The 22,010-nt window shown below is 65.4% G+C and carries 15 protein-coding genes and 2 pseudogenes; 12 read left to right on the top strand and 5 right to left on the bottom strand.

What is annotated here, in order from left to right:
- Positions 1–23: 23 nt before the first annotated feature.
- From OKW35_RS16670 to OKW35_RS16640, 7 genes and pseudogenes are all read left to right on the top strand, one after another.
- Positions 24–659 (top strand): annotated as a pseudogene (locus tag OKW35_RS16670) (SDR family NAD(P)-dependent oxidoreductase); the annotation flags it as partial.
- Positions 656–1,540, top strand: coding sequence for an SMP-30/gluconolactonase/LRE family protein (locus tag OKW35_RS16665; protein WP_429552598.1), 885 nt, complete (start codon positions 656–658; stop codon positions 1,538–1,540). The pseudogene OKW35_RS16670 and the gene OKW35_RS16665, both read left to right, overlap by 4 nt.
- A gap of 156 nt (positions 1,541–1,696) precedes the next feature.
- Entirely contained in the window at positions 1,697–2,692 is a 996-nt protein-coding gene (locus OKW35_RS16660; protein WP_429402118.1) for a LacI family DNA-binding transcriptional regulator, read from the top strand.
- Positions 2,693–2,873: 181 nt separating this feature from the next.
- Positions 2,874–4,280, top strand: coding sequence for an MFS transporter (locus OKW35_RS16655; RefSeq protein WP_184059190.1), 1,407 nt, complete (start codon positions 2,874–2,876; stop codon positions 4,278–4,280).
- Between the two features lie 32 nt (positions 4,281–4,312).
- Positions 4,313–6,097, top strand: coding sequence for an IlvD/Edd family dehydratase (locus OKW35_RS16650; protein ID WP_184023534.1), 1,785 nt, complete (start codon positions 4,313–4,315; stop codon positions 6,095–6,097).
- Positions 6,098–6,181: 84 nt separating this feature from the next.
- On the top strand, positions 6,182–7,369 hold the full coding sequence (locus tag OKW35_RS16645; RefSeq protein WP_429552597.1) for a fumarylacetoacetate hydrolase family protein: 1,188 nt from the start codon (positions 6,182–6,184) through the stop codon (positions 7,367–7,369).
- 39 nt (positions 7,370–7,408) lie between these two features.
- The gene (locus OKW35_RS16640) at positions 7,409–8,851 is read left to right on the top strand and encodes an aldehyde dehydrogenase family protein (RefSeq protein ID WP_429552596.1); all 1,443 of its coding nucleotides are present in this window, start codon (positions 7,409–7,411) and stop codon (positions 8,849–8,851) included.
- Positions 8,852–9,004: 153 nt separating this feature from the next.
- On the opposite strand, the gene OKW35_RS16635 is transcribed toward OKW35_RS16640, so the two are convergent.
- The 3 genes from OKW35_RS16635 to OKW35_RS16625 form a co-directional block, all read right to left on the bottom strand.
- A complete protein-coding gene (locus OKW35_RS16635; protein WP_090810603.1) occupies positions 9,005–9,271 on the bottom strand; it encodes a DUF4148 domain-containing protein in 267 nt (88 codons plus the stop codon).
- A gap of 198 nt (positions 9,272–9,469) precedes the next feature.
- Positions 9,470–10,267, bottom strand: coding sequence for a DUF2182 domain-containing protein (locus tag OKW35_RS16630; RefSeq protein ID WP_429552595.1), 798 nt, complete (start codon positions 10,265–10,267; stop codon positions 9,470–9,472).
- Positions 10,264–11,028: a DUF899 domain-containing protein gene (locus tag OKW35_RS16625; protein ID WP_429552594.1), complete on the bottom strand. Its 765-nt coding sequence runs from the start codon at positions 11,026–11,028 to the stop codon at positions 10,264–10,266. The genes OKW35_RS16630 and OKW35_RS16625 overlap by 4 nt, the downstream gene beginning before the upstream one ends.
- Before the next feature lie 167 nt (positions 11,029–11,195).
- Here OKW35_RS16625 and OKW35_RS16620 point away from each other — a divergent pair.
- The 5 genes and pseudogenes from OKW35_RS16620 to OKW35_RS16600 all read left to right on the top strand — a co-directional run bounded on the left by OKW35_RS16620 (position 11,196) and on the right by OKW35_RS16600 (position 18,455).
- A pseudogene (locus tag OKW35_RS16620) lies at positions 11,196–12,427 on the top strand (helix-turn-helix domain-containing protein).
- 14 nt (positions 12,428–12,441) lie between these two features.
- Positions 12,442–13,116, top strand: a complete 675-nt coding sequence (locus tag OKW35_RS16615; RefSeq protein WP_429552593.1) for a glutamine cyclotransferase — start codon at positions 12,442–12,444, stop codon at positions 13,114–13,116.
- A 632-nt stretch (positions 13,117–13,748) separates the two neighbouring features.
- Positions 13,749–16,142, top strand: coding sequence for an alkaline phosphatase family protein (locus tag OKW35_RS16610; protein WP_429552592.1), 2,394 nt, complete (start codon positions 13,749–13,751; stop codon positions 16,140–16,142).
- Between the two features lie 123 nt (positions 16,143–16,265).
- A complete protein-coding gene (locus OKW35_RS16605) occupies positions 16,266–17,756 on the top strand; it encodes a cytochrome-c peroxidase (RefSeq protein WP_429552591.1) in 1,491 nt (496 codons plus the stop codon).
- Positions 17,757–17,783: 27 nt separating this feature from the next.
- Entirely contained in the window at positions 17,784–18,455 is a 672-nt protein-coding gene (locus tag OKW35_RS16600) for a hypothetical protein (protein ID WP_184059175.1), read from the top strand.
- An 89-nt stretch (positions 18,456–18,544) separates the two neighbouring features.
- On the opposite strand, the gene OKW35_RS16595 is transcribed toward OKW35_RS16600, so the two are convergent.
- Positions 18,545–21,640, bottom strand: coding sequence for a complex I subunit 5 family protein (locus OKW35_RS16595; protein ID WP_429552590.1), 3,096 nt, complete (start codon positions 21,638–21,640; stop codon positions 18,545–18,547).
- Complete coding sequence (locus OKW35_RS16590; RefSeq protein WP_184023510.1) at positions 21,634–22,008, bottom strand: sodium:proton antiporter; 375 nt, start codon at positions 22,006–22,008, stop codon at positions 21,634–21,636. Before OKW35_RS16590 ends, OKW35_RS16595 begins: the two co-directional genes overlap by 7 nt.
- Positions 22,009–22,010: the final 2 nt, after the last annotated feature.

Here is a 22,010-nt window from a genome sequence, read left to right as displayed (position 1 = left end):
CTCGGTGTCGTGGCATGTCGCGCGAGCACGATTCGCTCGCGCTGCAGGAAACGCTTCGCCACGCGAAGCATCCGCCGCTGTTCCGCCGCTGCGACCTGAAAAATGTCGAAGCGATCGAACACACCTTCGCCGCAATCGTCGATGCGGCGGGCCCGATCGACGTGCTCGTCAACAACGCCGGCAACGACGACCGGCACGAAATCGGCGAGCTCACCGCGAGCTACTGGGACGACCGTATCGCGGTGAATCTGCGCCACCAGTTCTTCTGCGCGCAGGCCGCCGCGAACAGTATGCGTCGCGCGGGGCGCGGCGTGATCCTGAATATGGGCTCGGTGTCGTGGCATGTCGCGCTGCCGAACCTCGCGATCTATATGACTGCCAAGGCCGGCATCGAAGGCCTCACGCGTGGTCTCGCGCGTGATCTCGGCAGCGCGGGCATCCGCGTGAATTGCGTCATCCCGGGGGCGGTGAAGACGCCGCGGCAGATGCAGTTGTGGCAATCGGCGGAAAGCGAAGCGAAGGTCGTCGCGAGTCAGTGTCTGCAACTGCGCATCGAGCCCGAGCACGTCGCGCGTATGGCGCTGTTCCTCGCGTCCGACGACGCATCACGCTGCTCCGGCCGCGATTACTTCGTCGACGCAGGGTGGTACGGAGAATGAGCATGCCGGTCGCAGTGTGCGTATGGGCGGTCGGCGCCGAGCTGGCCGAAGGGCCGCTATGGCAGGCCGCCGAAAACGCGGTGTATTTCGTCGATATCAAGGGGCGCCGGATTCATCGGCTGTCCGTCGCGACCGACGAGCAGCGGACGTGGCAGGCGCCCGATCAGCCCGGTTTTCTGGCGCCGCTCGCGGACGGCACGTTCGTATGCGGGCTGCCATCCGGCTTGCATCGCTTCGATCCGGCGAGCGGCGAGTTCAGCAAGCTCGCCGAGGTCGAACCGCATCTGCCGGGCAACCGCCTCAACGACGGTTTCGTCGATGCACGGGGACGCCTGTGGTTCGGCTCGATGGACGATGCGGAAGAGGCGCCGAGCGGCACGCTGTATCGCGTGAACGAGCAAGGCGCGGCAATCGCGCAGGACGACGACTACGTGATCACGAACGGCCCGGCGATGAGCCCGGACGGCCGCACGCTGTATCACAACGACACGATGCGGCGCGTAGTTTATGCCTTCGACGTCGCCGCGGACGGCACGCTGTCGGGCAAGCGCATCTTCGCCGCGATCTCCGGCGACGGCCATCCCGACGGCATGGCAGTCGATGCCGACGGCTTCGTGTGGATCGCGCTGTTCGGCGGCTGGCGGATCGAGCGTTACTCGGCGGTGGGCGAGCTGGTCGATCAGGTGCCGTTGCCGTGCGCGAACGTGACGAAGCTCGCGTTCGGCGGCGACGATCTGCAAACCGTCTATGTGTCCACCGCATGGAAGGGACTGACGGCGGTCGAGCGCCGGCATCAACCGCAGGCGGGCGGGCTGTTCTCGTTCCGCGCGCCGGCGGCGGGGCAGGCTCAGGCGCGCTGCACGGTGGGCTTCGAGCGCTAGACGACAAAAACACAGCGACAGGACAGGCCGCAAAACGCAACCCTGACGTTGCCTGGTCGCTCCGCAAGGAGCGGCCCGCTATCATGTGCGTTCCATGACTTTCGCGCATTCGCCCCGATACCTATCATGACGTCCAGGCCGCCAGTCCCGCCCCGCATGTCCGATGTTGCCGAACGCGCGGGCGTCTCGAAGATGACCGTGTCGCGCGTGCTCGCCGGCCGCAACGTGTCGCAGGCGACTCGCGAACGCGTGCAGAAGGTCATCGACGAACTCGGCTACGTCGCCGATGCGGCGGCAGGCGCGCTGTCGTCGGGACGCTCGGCGTTCGTCGCGGTGCTGGTGCCGTCGCTGTCCAGCTCGAACTTCTCCGACACCGTGCGCGGACTGAATGCCGCGCTGGGCCCGCACGGTCTGCAACTGCTGCTCGGCGACACGGACTACCGTCTGGAACAGGAAGAACTGCTGGTGCGCTCGATGCTGCGTCACCAGCCGCGCTGCGTCGCGTTGACGGGCGGCCGGCACACCGAGGCGACGCGCATGTTGTTGCAGCGCGCCGGCATTCCGGTCGTCGAAATGTGGGATCTGCCCAGCGATCCAATCGATACGGTCGTCGGCTTTTCGAACTCGGCGGCGGCGCGCGCGATGGTCCGGCATCTGCACGAGCGCGGTTATCGGCGGATCGGCTTCATCGCGGGTGCCAGCGAGCGCGACCGGCGCGGGCACGACCGGATGCGCGGCTACGTCGCCGAAATCAAGGCGCTCGGCCTCGGCGAGCCGCGCGTGATCCGGCTCGGCGACTCGCCGATCACGATGAGCCACGGCGCACCGGCGATCGGCGCATTGCTCGACGCGTGGCCCGATACCGAGGCCGTGATGTGCGTGAGCGACATGTCGGCGTTCGGCGCGATCATGGAGTGTCACCGGCGCGGGCTGTCGGTGCCGGGCGACATCGCGGTCGCCGGGTTCGGCAACTTCGAGGTGTCGTGGTGCTGTCAGCCGAGCATCACGACGGTGTCGGTCGACGCGTACGGCATCGGCCTGCGCGCTGGCGAAACGCTGCTCGCGGCGCTCGCCGGTCGCGAAGCGGGTGAGGTGCAGCGCAGGAAAGCGGTGAAGATCGATTTCACGGTGATTGCACGCGATAGCGCGTAGATGGCGCACTAGCACTCCCCTTAATTAAACAGATCAGGGATATCCCTCGGTTGTCCGGCTGGTAAGCCGGGCGTAACATCCACAGCTAGAAATGTTACCGGTAACTTAACTGGCGGTGCCAAATCGCACGAACCGCGAGGCAACGGCATTTCCGACCAAAAATACGCTGATGGAGATACGAATGACCGCCGTACCGCCCGCCATCGTCGCGCCCGCCGCGCGCGTCGACGAGTTCGAGGAAAGGACCTATCGCAAGGTCGTGCGCCGGCTGCTGCCGGTACTGTTGCTGTGCTATGTGGTTGCGTATCTGGATCGCGTGAACGTCGGCTTCGCGAAGCTGCAGATGCTCGACGATCTCGGCCTGTCCGACACGATGTACGCGATCGGCGCGAGCGTGTTCTTCTGGGGCTATTTCATCTTCGAAGTGCCCAGCAACGTGTTCCTGCATCGCTACGGCGCGCGCTTCTGGATCGCGCGGATCATGTTCACGTGGGGACTCGTGTCGATGGCGCTCGCGTTCGTCGCGCCGCTCGCGCGCGTCGCGCACGTCGAAACCGCGACGATGTTCTACATCCTGCGCTTTCTGCTCGGGCTCTGCGAGGCCGGCTTCTTCCCCGGCGTGATTCTGTACCTGAACTTCTGGTTTCCGTCGCAGCGCCAAAGTCGCGTGATGTCAGGCTTTCTGATCGCAATGCCGGTCAGCCTGATGCTCGGCGGCATCGTGTCGGGCTGGCTGATGGACCATACGGCCGGCCTGCTCGGCTATCAGGGCTGGCAATGGATGCTGCTGATCGAAGGCGTGCCGTCGCTGCTGACCGCGTTCGTGGTGTACTTCTCGCTCGACGACGGCATTGACCGCGCGCGCTGGCTCACGCCGCAGGAGAAGAGCCTGCTCGCGGCGAATCTGCAGCGCGAAAGCGCGCACAAGACAGCGCGCTTCGGCTCGGCGGTGCGCGATCCGCGCGTCTGGCTGCTGGTCGCGATTTTGCTCACGTTCAATACCGGCTTCTACGGCCTCGCGTTCTGGCTGCCGTCGATCATCAAGGCGACCGGCGTGCAGGATCCGCTGCATATCGGCCTGTTGACCGCGATTCCGTACGGCGTGGCCATCATTGCGACGCTCGCGAACGCCGCGCATTCAAAGAAAACCGGCGAGCGGCGCCTGCATGCGGCGATTCCCGCGCTGATCGGCGGAATCGGTCTGATCATGAGCGCGGCTTTGGCGCATCATGTGGTGTGGGCGATCACGTTTCTGACGATCGCCACCGCCGGCATCCTTGCGCTGATGCCGATTTACTGGACGTTCCCGGGACAGCTGCTGTCGGGCGCCGCCGCGGCGGCCGGCATCGCGATGATCAACGCGATCGGCAATCTGTCCGGCTTTACCGGTTCGATGATCACCGCCGTGGCGAAAGATTTGACCGGCGACATCAACAACGGCACTTACGCACTCGGTGCGTGTCTGCTGGTCAGTTGCGTGCTGATCCTGCTCGTGCCGCGCACGATGCTGACGCGGGCCGCCTCGAATGAAGGCAGCGGCCCCGGCCGCGAGACAGCGCGGGCACAGAAACACGCAGAGCACGCATAAGAAACCCTTACCCAGACAGAGAGACAAGCATCATGTCAGCATCCACCCCGCGCCGGCTGCGCAGCCAGGAATGGTTCGACGATCCCTCGCACGCGGATATGACGGCACTGTACGTCGAGCGTTTCATGAACTATGGTCTGACGCGCGAAGAGCTGCAGTCGGGCCGGCCGATCATCGGCATCGCGCAGACCGGCAGCGATCTCGCGCCGTGCAACCGGCATCACATCGAGCTCGCGGCGCGCACGAAGGCCGGTATTCGCGACGCGGGCGGCATTCCGATGGAGTTTCCGGTGCATCCGCTCGCCGAGCAGAGCCGCCGGCCGACCGCCGCGCTCGATCGCAATCTCGCGTATCTGGGCCTCGTCGAAATTCTGCACGGCTTCCCGCTCGACGGCGTCGTGCTGACCACCGGCTGCGACAAGACCACGCCCGCGTGCCTGATGGCGGCGGCCACCGTCGATATGCCGGCGATCGTGCTGTCAGGCGGTCCCATGCTCGACGGCTGGCACGACGGCAAGCGCGTCGGGTCGGGCACCGTGATCTGGCATGCACGCAATCTGCTGGCGGCCGGCGAGATCGACTACGAAGGCTTCATGGAGCTGACTACCGCGTCGTCGCCGTCGATCGGTCACTGCAACACGATGGGCACCGCGCTGTCGATGAACAGCCTCGCCGAAGCGCTCGGCATGTCGCTGCCCGGCTGCGCGAGCATTCCGGCCGCTTACCGCGAGCGCGGCCAGATGGCCTACGCGACCGGCAAGCGCATCGTCGACCTCGTGCGCGAGGACCTGCGGCCGTCGAAGATCATGACGAAAGAAGCGTTCGAAAACGCGATCGTCGTCGCATCGGCGCTCGGCGCGTCGACCAACTGCCCGCCACATCTGATCGCGATTGCGCGGCACATGGGCGTCGAGCTGAGTCTCGAAGACTGGCAGCGCGTCGGCGAGCAGGTGCCGCTGATCGTCAACTGCATGCCCGCCGGCGAATATCTCGGCGAGAGCTTCCATCGCGCGGGCGGCGTACCGGCCGTGATGCGCGAGCTCGCGAAAGGCGGTCTCGTGCACGAGGATTGCCTGACCGTGTCGGGCCGCACGATGGGCGAAATCGCGGCCGCCGCACCCGCGCCGGATCGCGAGGTCATCAAGACGACCGACGATCCGCTGAAGCACGGCGCGGGCTTCATGGTGCTGTCCGGCAACTTCTTCGACAGCGCGATCATGAAGATGTCGGTGGTCGGCGATGCGTTCCGCAAGACCTACCTGAGCGAGCCAGGCGCGGAAAACAGCTTCGAAGCGCGCGCCATCGTGTTCGACGGCCCCGAGGATTATCACGCGCGCATCAACGACCCGTCGCTTGAAATCGACGAGCATTGCATCCTCGTGATTCGCGGCACGGGTACGGTCGGCTATCCGGGCAGCGCCGAGGTCGTCAACATGGCGCCGCCGGCGGCGCTCGTGCGCCAGGGCATCACGTCGCTGCCGACGCTCGGCGACGGCCGTCAGAGCGGCACGTCGGCGAGCCCGTCGATTCTGAACATGTCGCCGGAAGCGGCGGTGGGCGGCGGCCTTGCGCTGTTGCGCACGAACGACCGCATCCGCGTGGATCTGAATTCGCGTAGCGTCAAAGTGCTGGTCGACGAAGCAGAACTCGCGCGACGTCGCGAAACCGTGCACTTCGAGATTCCGCCCGCGCAAACGCCGTGGCAGGAGCTGTATCGCAAGACGGTCGGCCAGCTTTCGACCGGCGGCTGCCTCGAACCGGCGACGCTGTATCTGAAGGTGATTGCCGAGCGCGGCAACCCACGGCATTCGCATTGACCCGCGGGTGACAAGGCCGGGCTTCGCACGCAACGCGACGCCCGGCCTTGCCCGTTTTCCCACTTATCCGAAAGAGCCCATCCCATGTCCGCAATTTCCCCCTCCAGCTTTCTTCCCGGCGATCTGAACGACGCACTGCTGATCGGCCGCGTGTGGCGCAAGACCGAGCAACATGAAGGACCGTGCGTGGTCGTCGTGCGCGGCGGCGAGGTGTTCGACATCACCGCGGCCGTGCCGACTACCGCCGACCTGTTCGAGCGCGACGATGCCGCGCAATTTGCTCGCCGCGCGCCGGGTGTGCCGCTCGGGCCGGTCGCGCAGCTGATCGAGGCGAACCTGCCGGGCGCGAGCGCGCCGGCCGTGCGCGTGCTCGCGCCGTGCGACGTGCAGGCGATCAAGGCCTGCGGCGTCACGTTCGCGGTGAGCCTGATCGAGCGCGTGATCGAGGAACAGGCCGGCGGCGATCCGGCGAAGGCGAAGGAAGTGCGCGAGACGATCGCGTCGACGATCGGCACCGATCTGTCGAAGATCAAGCCGGGATCGGAAGCGGCGATGAAGCTGAAGGCCGAGCTCGAGCGTCGCGATGCGTGGTCGCAATATATGGAAGTCGGCATCGGTCCGGACGCCGAAGTATTTTCGAAATCGCAGCCGATGTCGGCTGTCGGCTTCGGCGCGGACGTCGGTCTGCTCGCCGCGTCGGTGTGGAACAACCCGGAGCCGGAGATCGTGCTCGCGGTGAACAGCCGCGGCGGCATCGTCGGCGCGACGCTCGGCAACGACGTGAACCTGCGCGACATCGAAGGCCGCTCGGCGCTGTTGCTCGGCAAGTGTAAGGACAACAACGGCTCGTGCGCGATCGGTCCGTTCGTGCGTCTGTTCGACGACACCTTTTCGCTCGACTCGGTGCGCGCGGCGAGCGTGTCGCTGCGCGTCGAAGGCGCCGACGACGACTTCGTGCTCGACGGCGTGAGCCACATGAGCGAGATCAGCCGCGACCCGGCCGACCTCGTCGCGCAGACCTGCGGCCGCCACCACCAGTACCCGGACGGCTTCATGCTGTTCCTCGGCACGATGTTCTCGCCGATCAAGGACCGCGACGCGCCCGGCGGCGGCTTCACCCACCACCTCGGCGATCGCGTGACGATTTCGACGCCGCAGCTCGGCGCGCTGACCAACACGGTGCGCCTGTCCACCGAAATCGAGCCGTGGACGTTCGGCGTGCGCGCGCTCTATCGCAATCTCGCGGCCCGTGGCCTGCTCGTTGCTGAATAACCGGATTGTCGCTGCAATTTTCGAAAGGAGGATCAGGACATGAGTCAGTTCGCAAACTACATCGACGGACAGTGGGTCGACGGCGCGAGCGTGTCGCGCAACGTCAATCCGTCGAATCTCGACGACGTGATCGGCGAATTCGCGCAAGCCGACGCCGAGCAGACGCATCGCGCGATCAGCGCCGCGCGCAAGGCCTTCGCGCAGTGGTCGTTGTCCACGCCGCAGCAGCGCTTCGACGTGCTCGACCAGGCGGGCAGCGCGATCCTCGCGCGCAAGGCGGAGCTCGGCAAGGTGCTCGCGCGTGAAGAGGGCAAGACGCTGCCCGAGGCGATCGGCGAAGTGGGCCGCGCCGGGCAGATCTTCAAGTTCTTCGCGGGCGAAGCGCTGCGCGTCGGCGGCGAAGTGATGCCGTCGGTGCGGCCGGGCATGACGGTCGAAATGACGCGTGAGCCGGTTGGCGTGGTCAGCCTGATTACGCCGTGGAATTTTCCGATTGCGATTCCGGCGTGGAAGATCGCGCCGGCGCTTGCGTACGGCAACACGGTCGTGATCAAGCCGGCCGATCTGGTGCCGGGCAGCACGTGGGAGCTGGTCAAGATCATCGCCGAGGCGGGCGCGCCGGCGGGTGTGATCAATCTCGTGATGGGGCGCGGTTCGGTGGTTGGCGAGGCGCTCGTGTCGTCGCCGGATGTCGATGCGATCAGCTTCACCGGTTCCGTTTCGACGGGCCGCGCGATCGGCGCGAAGTGCTTCGATTCGGGCAAGAAATTCCAGCTGGAAATGGGCGGCAAGAACCCGATGGTCGTGCTCGACGACGCCGATCTCAATGTCGCGATCGAAGCGTGCATCAACGGCGCGTTCTATTCGACGGGCCAGCGTTGCACGGCATCGAGCCGGCTGATCGTGACCGCGGGGATCTATGACCGCTTCATCGACGGCATGAAGGCGCGCATGCGCGCGCTGAAGGTCGGCGATGCGCTCGCGGACGGCACGCACATCGGCCCGGTCGTCGACGACAAGCAGTTGGCACAGGACGAGCGCTATCTGGCGATCGCGCGCGACGAGGGCGGCACGGTGTTCGGCGGCGAGCGCGTCGAAGGCTCGACGCGCGGCTATTTCCTCGCGCCGGCGCTGGTCACGGAGACGACCCCGGCTATGCGCATCAACCGTGAAGAGGTATTCGGGCCGGTGGCGTCGGTCATCAAGGTCAAGGACTACCAGGAAGCGCTCGCGGTTGCCAACGGCACCGAGTTCGGGTTGTCGGCCGGCATCTGCACGACATCGCTGAAGTACGCGAGTCATTTCCGCCGCCATGTGCAGGCCGGCATGGTGATGGTCAACACCGCGACGGCGGGGGTCGATTATCACGTGCCGTTTGGCGGGCGGAAGGGGTCGAGCTACGGTCCGCGCGAGCAGGGTGCCTACGCCCGCGAGTTCTATACGTCGGTGAAGACCGCGTATATCAACCCGGGCGCGGTCTGACGCAGAATTAACAACAGAGCTCCCAAAACGGAACTGGCCCGGCATCGCATTCAGTCGCGATGGCGGGCCAGTAGGGGAAGCTGCTAAAGCGCTAAGGCAGAGCGCTCCGGCAGGTACAACTACATCAACAGCAACTTTCCAACCTGCAACGCCTTACTGCGCTGCGTGACCTTGCTGCGACGAACCGCTGGTCACGCCGCCGACCGCGGCGTTCTGCGCCGCGACGCGGGCTTCGGCAGCCTGAATGTTCGACGGATATTCGTTCGGGTTCGAACGTGCCGGGTTGTAGCCGGCTTTTTCGATCTGAGCCAGCTCTTCACGGACTTGCGCGCGGGTCAGCGGCTGGTTCGATTGAGCGAAAACGGCAACCGGAGCAGCGAGGGTAGCGGCGATAACGACAGCTTGAACGAGCGATTTCATTTTTACTACCTCCAGATTTTGTCTTGTTAGGCTGCGAAACCATTTGTTTGCAGCAGTGATGACAGTCTAGGGGGAGCGGAAACTAGGGTAAATACCTAATTTCTGAACTCACTGTTTCCGAAACCAAAACAATAATGAGACAGCAAGGCCGGCGAGCGTCGATTTGCGAAGCGATCCGCGACAGCTGGCGCGCATGGGTCAGCCGGCTGATAGGGCCTGGATGAGCAGCAAGCCCGCGCCGGCGACGGCTATGGCGCCGCTCGCCCGGGCGACGAGTGCGCCGTCCGGCGCAAGTCGCTCGGCCGTAATGGCGGCCGTCACGGCGGCCATCAAGCGCAAATCCGTCATGCCGACGACCAGCAGAATTGCCGTGAGACCCCCGCAGCAACCGGCGCAATCGATGCCGATGCGCAGACCGTATCTCCACGCGCTCGGCGCATCGGCGGGAAGGCTGGGTGTCGTGCGGCTGCAGGCGAGGCGGCGGGCTTTCCATGTGCTGAACTGCAACGCGCCCGCGAGCAATACGACCACGCTGACCGCCAGCGGCATCGAACGCGCGAGCGCTGGCCACCGCAACTCGAGCGCCGCGAGCGACGCGCCCAGTACGAACACGGCCACGCCGAGCACCGTCCATACGACCGCATACGCGCCACTCACGAGCATCGTCAGCAGGGCCAGTCGCTGCGCACTTGCGCGCGAGCCGATCGCGTCGCGATAGCGCAGCAGCGTCGGCATCAACGACGGCAGCATCATCGCCGCCATCATCACGATCCACATGCCGATGAACGATGCCGCGGCGCGGGCCCACGTGCGCCCGCAGGTCGGCATCCACAGCGTCGACATCGACCAGCCGCCGGGCATCGGCAACGCGCCCATCGCGGACATCGACGCGCCGTGGGCCAATGTCGCCGCGACGCTCGCGCCGAACACCAGTGCGCAGACGCCGACGAACACGCGCTGCCCGCTCAAGCAGACAGCGCGCACGAGCGGGCTCATGACCGCTCGTACTCGTCGTGACGGCGCCACCAGATGCCCGTCTCGTTGCGCCCCTTCGGCGCGCGATCGAGCCACTGGTACATGCCCCACAGCGCATCGACACCGCGCGCGTAAGTCGAGTACGTGTGATAGACGACGCCGTCTTCGAGCACGAACGCGCTCATGCCTGGCCGGTCGCGCGAATAGGTGGCCGCGTCGGTGCCGCAGGTCGCCGCGAACTGCGCGACCGGTTCGGGCGCGGGACTCACGTCCATCGCGTGACTGTTGCGCGCGTAGTTGTACTCGATATCGCCATCGCACTGCTGTGTCTCGGTGAACGAGACGTTGAAGTCGAAATTGAAATCGCCGCCGGCCGACGACGCCCATGGAAACGTCCAGCCCATGCGCCGCTTGTACGTCTGCAGCTTGTCGAGCGGCGCGCGCGACACCGCCGTCAGCATCACGTCGTGATGCGCGAGATGCACGGCGAAGCCGGCGAAGCCGTCCGCGATCGACGAGCATGACGGGCAGCCCGCCTTGTAGTCGGGGCCGAACATGAAGTGGTAGACGAGCAGCTGCGAACGTCCTTTGAACAGATCGGCGAGCGACGCGCTGCCTTGGTCGGTATCGAAGCGGTAGGCCTTGTCGACCCTGACCCACGGCAGCGCCTGGCGTTGCCGCGCGAGCTCGTCGCCTTGTCGCGTGTGGGCTTTTTCCGCGTCGAGCAGCGCGCGTCGCGCGGCGAGCCACTGTTCGCGTGTTCCGATCGGATGCGTAGTCATCGTGGGTACCTCCGTGAGTCGTGCCGCGCCGCGCGAACCCTTGCCCGACGGCGTCGGTGACGGTTGATGGTCGTGCTAGATTAGGGCCGGGCATCGATCGGGTGGGAGTGACAAGTGTGGCGGGATTCACTTGATGCATTGACGTGCTACGCGCGGACTCGCACGCCGTGGACGCGCTGATTTCGGCGGCGGCGCGCGCGCTCGCGGCCGGCGATCCACTTGGCGCGCTCGACCACGTCGCGTTACGCGACGACGCGCCGGCGCTCGCGCTGCGCGGCATCGCGATGGCGCAGCTCGGCGATTTCGGCCGCGCAAAGGCGCTGGTGCGCGACGCCGCGCGCGCGTTCGGCGCGCAGCATGCGGTGGCGCGCGCGAGATGCGTGGTCGCCGAAGCGGAGATCGCGCTGGCGTCGCGCGATCTCGCGTGGCCCGCCAAAACACTCGACGCCGCGACCGCCACGCTCGACGCGTACGGCGATCGCGTCAATGCCGCGCATGCGCGGTATCTCGCGGCGCGGCGTCTGCTGCTGATCGGCCGTCTCGACGAAGCGGAGCGCAAGCTTGCCGCGCTCGATCCCCGGCCGTTTCCGCCCGCACTGCGTGCCGCGCATGAACTGGTGGTCGCGGGAGTCGCGCTGCGGCGTTTGCGCAGCGGCGCCGCCCGTGCCGCGCTGGCGCGGGCCGGACGCGCGGCACGCGAGGCCGGCATTCCGGCGTTGATCGCGGAAGTCGAAAGCGCGTCGGTGGCACTGGGCAAACCGGCGGCGCGCATGATCGCGCATGGCGAAGAAGAACCGATCCTGCTCGATGAAGTCGAGAAGCTGTTGACCTCGAATCGCGCTGGCGGCGCGTTGATCGTCGACGCTTGCCGCTACGCGATCCGCGATGCGAACGCGGCGGTTGCGCTCGCGAGCCGACCGGTGCTGTTTGCGCTCGCCCGCATGCTCGGCGAGGCATGGCCCAATGACGTGCCGCGCGACGCGCTCGTCGCACGGGCGTTCCGCGCCAAACGCGCCGACGAATCGCACCGCGCGCGGCTGCGCGTCGAGATCGGCCGGCTGCGCACGGCGCTCGGCACGCTCGCGAGCGTCAGCGCGACGACGCGCGGCTTCGCGCTCGCGCCGCGTCACGCTCGCGAGGTCGTCGTGCTGGCGCCGCCGGTCGAAGGCGAGCATGCGGCGCTGCTCGCGTTTCTGTCGGATGGCCAAGCGTGGTCGAGTTCCGCGCTTGCCCTCGTGCTCGGCGCGAGTCAGCGCACCGTGCAGCGCTCACTCGACTCGCTCGCCGCGGCCGGCAAGGTGCAGCCGGTGGGCGAGGGGCGCGCGCGCGCCGCTGGATGACGCCGCCCCTGGCCGGATTCGCGACGGCTTTGTTACTCCCTTCCCCGTTCCCTTCATGATTAGGATGGCCACCATGAACCGCTCTGCCGCCAGAATCGTCCGTGAATATGGGCCCTTTACGGGCGTCGACAAAGTGCATGGCGTCACCTACGACGGCCGACAGGTGTGGATCGCGACCGGCGAACGGCTCGACGCGTTCGATCCGGCGAGCGGCGAGACGCTGCGCTCGATCGCGGTGCCCGCCGACGCGGGCACGGCGTTCGACGGCGAACACCTGTTCCAGATCGCGCACGGCCGCATCCAGAAGACCGACCCGCGGAGCGGCCGCGTGCTGTCGACGATCGCGGCGCCCGGCGACGGCGGCCAGTCGGGGCTGACATGGGCCGAAGGTTCGCTATGGGTCGGTCAGTATCCCGAACGAAAAATCTATCAGGTCGATCCGGACACTGGCGCGGTGCTGCGCACGATCGAATCGAATCGCTTCGTGACCGGGATCACGTGGGTCGACGGCGAGCTATGGCATGGCACGTGGGAAGGTGACGAGAGCGAGCTGCGGCATCTCGATCCGCGTAGCGGCGAGGTGCTCGAGCGCGTCGAGATGCCGGCCGGCGCGGGCATTTCCGGACTCGAATCGAACGGCGCGGATCTGTTCTTCTGCGGAGGCGGCGGCAGCGGGCTCGTTCGCGCCGTGCAGCGTCCCTTGCGAGAGAGCGACTCGCAATTGCCGGTCGATTCGACGAACGAGTGATTCGTCATGCAAGCAGCGCGTCCTCGTTATCCGGCGCTGGTATTTGGCTTACTTGTACTCGCCGATAACGTAAGTCATCGTTGGTAAACGAAGTATTCCATTGCGTTACTCTTATCGCGAGACTACTCCCCATATGCGGGCCGGCTGCAGCGACTTCTAGCAGGCCGTGGCAAAGCACTCAGCCACCGCCGGATAGCGGTCCCGTCATCTCGCTTCTTCAGCCTCGCCCCACCCGTGCTCGCATCGGACCCACCGACGCGGCGCATGCGCCACCACCCGGTACTCGAAAGTCCAAACCGCAACACACTCGGATGCTGCACCGCACACGCGAAGTATTCCGAGTGTGTATCAATCGTAGCAGGGCATTGAGAGAGCATTTTCGCTGCAACCGCAACAAGTACGACGATTGGTTCTCAACTTTATTTTCGTCTTCGTTGCTTGCCCGTGCATTGCGGCTTTTCGAGAAGATGTGATCAGAACCAAGCCAGGTTCTCACTCCAATCCTTATCGCGTGCAGACATACCGTTTACACAATCCCTTCATATTATTCGCTGGTTTTACCAAGTCTTGCCCCACACAAGCGGTTGCCGATACAACTAACAAAGGGTCCCCAAATGTCATCGCATCACAAAATGCGCCCAGCGCTTTGTCTAACGTCCGTTGCCGCTGCCTGCGTGCTCGCAGCTTGCGGCGGAAATTCGGATAGCCCCTCTGCCAGCAACAACGGTGGCACGACCGCCGGCACGACTTACTCGGGCGTGGTCGCCGCAGCTGCCTTCGTCCCGGGCAGCTCGAGCGGCAACCCGACCTTGAAGGCCGGCTACTACTCCGGCGCCACCGTGTTCGTCGATGCCAATGGCAACGGTGTGCTCGACAGCGGCGAAGCCTCCGCGAAGACCGACAGCAGCGGCCATTTCTCGTTGACCACGACCGCCACGGGTCCGCTCGTCGCTGACATCACGACCTCGGCCACCAACACGGCATCGGCCGCCAAGGTCGCCAGCCACCTGATCCTGCGCGCTTCGGCCGACCAGATTGCCGACCAGGGCGCCACCAAAGTCGTGATCAGCCCGATGTCGAGCGAAGTGCAGCGCCTCGTCGAAGCCAACGGCAGCAAGTACGCGACCGAGAAGGCTAATCTGTCGACCCGTCTGTCCGGCCCGGCATTCAACGACGCCTCCGTGACGGTTCCCGCCGGCGACGTCCTGGCTGACGCCAACACCCTGTCCGGCGCCGAGCAGTACGCGGTGCTGTTCGAAGAAAACGCACTGACGAACCGCTACACGTACGCCACCACGAAGCTCGATCGTGGCGACAAGTACCCCGATGCGCTGGCCGTTGCCGGTGGCGACCCCACCCTGACCGGCGTTTCCGGCATCACCGCCGGCGAAACCATCCCGACGGATACGCGTAAGGCGATCACCTTCGCACAAGCCCAGCAGGCTGCGTTCAACGTCGAAGCGATTCCGCGTTACGACAACGTCTTCGTGATCATGCTGGAGAACAGCAGCACGAACCGCGTCAAGGGTTCGGCGTACATGCCGGCGGTCAACTCGATGATCACCAACGGCAACTACTTCTCGACCTACTTCGCGACCGGCAGCCCGTCCGAGCCGAACTACACCGCCCTGGGCGGCGCCGACGACTTCGGTATCGGCGACGACAACTGGTGGGGTTGCGCCGCGACCGGCGCCAACGCCCCGACGGACAAGGCTTTCACCGGCGGCACGGCTTCCGACGGCCAGCCCCTGCCGTCCCACGTCGCGCTGACGCCGAACGACCCGATCATCGGTACCACCGCCGGCGGCGCCACCGTGGCCGTTGGATCGCTGCTGTCCAATTACACGGCGGCCAGCAACCAGGCGTGCTCGACGGACGGCACCGGTTCCGTCGCCAACCACAACATCATGACCGCGCCGAACCTGTTCACGCAGATTTCGAGCGCGGGCCTGACGTGGCGTACCTACAGCGAATCCATGAACCCGGGTCAGGATCCGCGCGCCGACAGCCTCGGTGACACGGGTGTATCGCAGGCCTACAACCAGACGGACGGTAGCATCACCGTGACGGGCACGCCGTTCGCCATGCCCGGTTCGCTCTACAAGACCAAGCACCATCCGGGCATGGCCTACCAGAACGTGCGTAACCAGCCGGAGTTCTTCGCGAACAACCGCACGATCTTCGGTACCCAGTACTACACGAACGCGGCCGACCTGACCAACACCACGCTCTACAAGGTTCCGACCGGCTACAACGTCGACCAGTTCAGCACCGACCTGGCCAAGGGCGACATCGGCACCCTGAACTTCATCATGCCTGACCAGTGTGATGACCTGCACGGCACCGGCAGCGACGGCACCTGTAAGGACAGCGCGACCGCCTCGGGTACCGTTCCGGCTCACGCGCTGCTGACCCGCGCCGACTACTACACCAACGCCGTGGTGCAGAAGATCAAGGCCTCGCCACTGTGGCAGAACAAGCAGCGCAACGTTGCCATCGTGGTCATGTTCGACGAAGGCAATGGCACGTCCAACGGTGCCGGCAGCTCGTGCTGCGGCTGGGACGTGGGTGGCAAGGCTACGCAGATGCAGAACGCGGACGGCAGCTGGACTCCGGTTCAGACGAAGTACGGCAACGGCAACAAGGGCCATGGCAACTCGATCTTCGTCCTGATGACCAACCAGCAAGACGTGGGCTCCGCGCCGAAGGGCGTCGCCGACAGCGATACGTACAGCCACTTCTCGTTCGTGCGCACGGTGCAGGACATGTTCCAGCTGGCCGACCCGACTGTTCCGACCTCGTACGCCAACCGTTCGAAGTACACGGAGTCGTACATTGCGCAGAACATCGCCAACCTGCCTGAGTACGCTGGCAGCGCCGACACGCACTACGACGCGGTTCGTCCGATGAACCACGCCTACGTGATTCCGGCCGGTTACACGCAGAAGTTCCAGACGGGTGACGTGAGCGATCCGGCGCAAGTTGGTCCGGACGCGACCCAGAAGAACCTGTGGGCGACGAAGTAATAAAAAGCACTAAACGGTAAGCACGCGCAAGCGTGCCATTCATCAAGCAGTAGCCTGCGCGGGGGAGCGGTTCGGCCGCTCCCCCGCCAGCTGTCTTATCGAACAAAGCCGGGGGGAGTAGCGATGCGCAAGGTTTATGCGGGGGCGCTTTATGTCATCTTGTCGACACTGGCCGCTTGTGGGGGCGGGGGCTCGTCACAGTCTGCTTCGACGGACGCAGGCACGGGCTCCACGGGCTCCTCAGGCTCCACGGGGTCGGCGCCCACGAGCAAGCTGAGCGCTGCGGCCCAGATCGGTCAGCAAATGTTCTTCGACAAGAACCTGTCCGGCGGCAAGAACCAGGCATGCGCGAGCTGCCACGATCCGGCGTATGCCTACGGCCCGCCCAACAGCCTGGCGGTGCAGCTGGGTTCCGATGGCGTATCGGAAGGCCAGCGCGCGGTTCCCTCGCTGCGCTACAAGGCCATGACGCCCGCCTACGACGACAACGCCTCGAACCCCGACGGCATCACGGCGAACGCGCCGGGCGGCGGATTCATGTGGGACGGCCGCGGCAAGACGCTGGCCGACCAGGTGGCGCTGCCCCTGCTCAATCCCATCGAGATGAACAACGCCTCCAAGGACGCGGTGGTGCAGGCGGTGAAGAGCTCCTCGTATGCCGCACAGTTCACGGCGGTGTACGGCCCGGCCGTGTTCGGCGATACGGATACGGCGTTCCAGGACATCGGACTCGCGCTGCAGGCCTACCAGAATGAGGACCCGAGCTTTGCGCCGTATTCCAGCAAGTTCGACCTGTATGCGAACAACAAGATCGGCGGCACGTTGACGCCGGCCGAATTGCGCGGGATGAACCTGTTCAACGATACCGATCGCGGGGCCGGCTGCGTGGCCTGCCATTTCATGGGCGCCAACTTCAACGGCTCGAACGCGCTGGGGACCGACTTCACCTATCAGGCGATCGGTGCGCCGCGCAACGACACGTCGATCCCGGACAATCCGAACCCCATCGCGGCCAACCTGAACGCGAGCTACTACGACATGGGGCTGTGCGGCCCGATCAATAACGGCAGCTATGACAGCCACACGCCGCTTTCGGCCACCAGCGGCGCCGGCCCGGACCCCTTTACGGGCGTGAACAACCCGGATCCGTATTGCGGTCGCTTCAAGGTGCCGACGCTGCGCAACGTCGCCGCGCGCAGCGCCTTCTTCCACAACGGCGTGTTCCACTCGCTGGAGCAGGTGGTGCGCTTCTACAACACGCGCGACACCAACCCCGAGTACTGGTATCCGTCCACGGGTGGCGATTCGACCAAGCTGACCAGCAACCCGAGCTATGCGCTGCAACCCACCTATGCAGCGGGCGCGACGGTGAACATGTTCAACGATCTGCCGGCCGCCTACCAGGGCAATATCGACGAGGAACTGCCGCTGGGGCAGGGCCAGACCGACGCGGGCGGCACCACCGCGTTGAACGGTGCGCAGCCGCGTGCTGTCCATTCGGCGCCGCAACTATCGGATCAGGACGTGCAGGACGTGATCTGCTTCCTGAATACTTTGAGCGACGGCTACCAGCCTCCCGCGACCCAGCCCACGAGCGGTAGCTGCGTAAATTGATCTCTTTGAATACTTGAACTATCCACGATGATGCATTTTTCGAATCCGGTGCGCGGCACTGCCATTGCGGTTTCCCTGACGGCGTCGTTCCTGCTGGGCGGTTGCCAGAACAAGGCCGAGCCTACCGCGGAGAACTTTACCAACACCATCACGCACTACCTGGCCGATCGCGGCCACCTGTGCGTGGCGAAATACGATTGGCCCATCCACGTGGCCGATCAGGACATCGTGGTCACGCATTCCCGCGATGCGCTGCAATTGCCGGTGATGGAAAAGCTGGGCCTCGTCAAGAGCACCGTCATGACGGTCGAGCGCACTGGCGAGGACGGGGCCAGGATCGAGGCGCCGGGACGCGAGTATGCGCTGACCGACGAAGGCAAGAAGTTCTACCTGCACAAGCCGGTGGTGGTGGCGACGCCCGGCAAGACGGTCACGCACGACGCCGATTTTTGCGTAGCCACGCTGACCCTGGACAAGGTGGTGGGCTGGGAGCCGCCCCAGACTCACGACGGGGAGACCAGGACCTCGGTGCTCTACACCTATAAGATCGACCCGGCGCCTTTTGCCAGGACTCCTGAGTTCCAGCGAGTGTTTCCCATGGTGGCGCGCGTGATCGAAGGCGCGGGCACCATGCAACTGCGCGAAGGCGTGCGCTTGACCAAGGACGGCTGGGTAGCGGAAGAATATCTCGTTCGATGATCGTTGAGTTCGCCGACGCCGTGCTCCAAGGCGATCGTTCCCGCACGTGGGCCGGTCCATGCCGCTGCGCCAGGACCCCAGGTGCACCCTTACGGCGTCCTCGCTGGACTCAGCCCCGTGCTCGCAAAATAGATCGCGAGAAAATACAGCAGCACATAGAGCGCATAGGTCTGCCCGTTGCCGGTATAGACGCGGCGTATCCGAGCCGCCGCCACGAGCGCGAAGTGCGATATGCCACGCCAGAACATCTGCGCGACCGGCGGCACCGTGCGGCTCAGGATCGGCCGGTAGAAGTGGTAAAAATCCGGGGCGTTGCGCGCATTGCCGCGGCGGCTGCGGTAGTACAGCACGCCGAGCCCGAACACGATCGCCGTGACGATCAGCACGACGATCACGACCGGCGTCGGATTCCAGAACCCGTAGATGCTTTCGAGCGACATGCCGCCCCACACCAGTGTCGCCGCGAACTGCGGATCGATCGCGGCCGACACCGGTTCGAGCAACACCTTCGGAAAGAACGACAGGACCACGATACCGACCACGAACAGCAACTGCGGCACCAGCAGCATCACAGGCGCTTCGCGCACCTGCGGCCGCTGCGGCGGGCGCGGTTTGAGGAAGACGCCGTTCAGCAGGCGCAACATGTACAGAAAGCCGGCGCAGGTCGCGATCAGCCCGCACACGGCGAGCCCGTACCAACCCTTGTCGGTCATTGCGCTCAGCAGCAGCCATTTGCCGCCGAAGCCCATCAGCGGCGGCAGGCCCGACATCGACACCAGCGCGATCACGACCATCGCGAACGTGAGCGGCATCTCGCGCGCGAGGCCGCCCACATCGGCGAAGTTGCGCGTGCCGGTGCGCGAGATCACGCCTGCGAGCGCGAGGAACAGGATGCCCTTCACGAACATGTGATTGGCGACCAGATACAGCGCGGTGACCCAGCCGAGATGGCTCATCAGGCCGATCGCGGCGACGATATAGCCGGTCTGGCTCATGCTCGACAGCGCGAGCATCCGTTTGAAGTCGTTCTGCCGCAACGCCATCAGCGCGCCGAACAGGGCCGTCAGCATGCCTATCCAGGTCATCGCGTGCGCGAGTTCGAGGCCGACCTCCGAGCGTATCGTCAGATAGGTGCCGATCAACAGGCCGAACATCGCGACCTTGCTGACCACCGCCGACAGCATCGCGGTCACGTCGTCTTCCGCTTCGGTGTAGGCGCCCGGCAGCCATACGTGTACGCCGATCGCGCCGGCCTTGATCAGGAAGCCTGCCGCGAGCAGCACGAACGCGCGGTTCGCCTCCGGTCCCGAATGGATCAGCGCCGACAGCGCGATGCTGTCGTCGATCGCCGCGACGTTGGCGAAGCCCGCCAGCAGGAAGAACGCGGCCAGCAGCGAAAACAGCAGGAAGGTCAGCACGTGCGGTCCCGCGCGCCGGCACTTCGCGACCAGGAAGCACGACGACAGCGTGATGATTTCCCAGCTATAGAAGAACTCGAGCGAGGTGGATGAGCGCAGCAGCGCCGGAATCGACAGCGACAGCACGACGAGCATCGGATAGAAGCCGGCGCGCACGTCGTCGCGATAGAGACTCGCCGCTGCGATCACGACGCTGCCCGCGAGCAGCAGCCAGGCGAACAGTCCGGCGATACCGCGCGAGCCCTCGCAGAGCAGACTGCCGACCAATCCAATCGCGATCACCGCGAGCACGCCTTTCACGCGCCCCGGCAGACGATCGGCCGCATAGAACAGCGCACCCGCCGCGAGCGGCGAGAAGATCCACGCCGACACGACGCCCGAGAACACGGCTGCCATATAGGCCGCCGCGATCAGCAGCACGGCGACGCCGAACAGCGGCAACAGCGCGGCGATGTTCGGCCGGGCTTTGGCCTCGAGCTCGGACGGAGCCAGCCCGCGCACGAACCAGTGGAACATATAACCCGCTTCGAGCAGCGAGCCGGTCAGGATCAACACGATCCAGTACGGCTTGCCGGCGGCGGTCAGGCGCATCACGAGTTCCCACTTCGCCCAGAAGCCGGGGAATGGCGGCAGTCCCGCGATCGCGACCAGGAAGAGACCGAGCAGGCCGATCAGCAACGGGCTGCGCGACAGGATCGCGCGTGCATCGTCGCCGTGCCGCCGCAGCACGCCGATCAGCCAGAACAGCCCCGCCTTCGCGAACAGATGGTTGATGAAGAGCCCGCCGACGACGAGCGGGATCGATGCGTCCGCGCCGATCTGGCGCAACAACGCGAGCGACAGCATCAACAGCGCCATCTGCCCGATCGACGAATAGCCGAGCAAGCGTTGCGGCTTCGTCTGCTTGATCGCGAGCAGGTTCGAGAACAGGAACGTGACGCCGCCCGAGACGGCAAGCAGCGTCAGCAGGCCGTCGAACAGCGGCAGCAATTTCAGCAGCGCGAAAAACACGCCCGCCGATACGCCGACCGATACCATCGCGCCGACGCCGCTCGACGCGGTCTCGTAGACATCGAGCCCCCAGCCGTTGGCCGGAAACGGCTTCAGCTCGATCACGAGACTCGCGAACACGAGCAGGATCGCGGTCGTGCCGATCGGGCCGCCGAGCTGGTCGCGCAGCGACAGCAGTTCGTCGATGTTGAGCGTGCCGCTCACGTAGTAGAGCAGCACCGCGCCGAGCAGAAAGAGCGTCGACGCGATCACGGTCGCAAAGATGTACTTGAACGCGGCGGCGAGCGCGGCGGGCGTGCGCTCGAGCCCGAACAGGCCGTATGTCGCGATCGACACGATCTCGAGAAACACGAACAGGTTGAACAGGTCGCGAGTCATCACCATGCCGTCGATGCCCATCACCAGAATCAGGTACAGCAGCAACGCCGCGTAGTTGCCGCGCAGACGGTCCCACAGATGCAATGCGCCGAGCAGCGCGACCACATTGACGCTGAACGTGAAGAAGCCTTCCCACAAGCCGAAGCGCAGATTGATCGACACCGGCGGCAGCGCGCCCGCGGTCAGCACCTCGATCGTGTCGCCGCCGTCGAGCAGGCCGTAGAACGACACGCCGGAGACGAGCACGATGCCGCACAGCGCGATGAAAAAGCCGAGCGTGAGCCATGGCTTGCCGAGCCGGTACAGCAGCGGAATGGCGAAGCCGCCGCCGAGCCCGAGAATGAAGATGTGCAGCGGATGAAACAGCGCGGCTACCATTTCGACTCGGTGAAGGCGTCGATGGAAAGCGTCTTTTTGGCGGCATGAAGACGGATCGCGAACGACAGCATGATGGCGGTGACCGATAGCCCGATCACGATCGCCGTGACGACGAGTGCCGACGGAATCGGATCGATCGCGCGGTGCGCGGCGGCGGATTTGCTGAGCGCTGCGTCGATGATCGGCGCGGTGCCGCCCGTGACGTAACCGGTCGCGACCATCACGATGTGCAGGCCCGTGTCGATCACCGCGAAGCCGATGATGATGCGCAGGATGTTGCGGTGGGTCAGCATGCCCCACAGGCCGATCAAGGAAAGGCAGAAGCCCGTGATCAGCAGGATCTTCGAAACCGGGATGCCCGTGCTCATGC

It is taken from the genome of Paraburkholderia sp. MM5477-R1 (assembly GCF_050436385.1).
Lineage (GTDB): Bacteria > Pseudomonadota > Gammaproteobacteria > Burkholderiales > Burkholderiaceae > Paraburkholderia > Paraburkholderia tuberum.
Note: the sequence above shows the minus strand (reverse complement) of the source record. Positions and strands in the feature narration are given on the sequence as shown.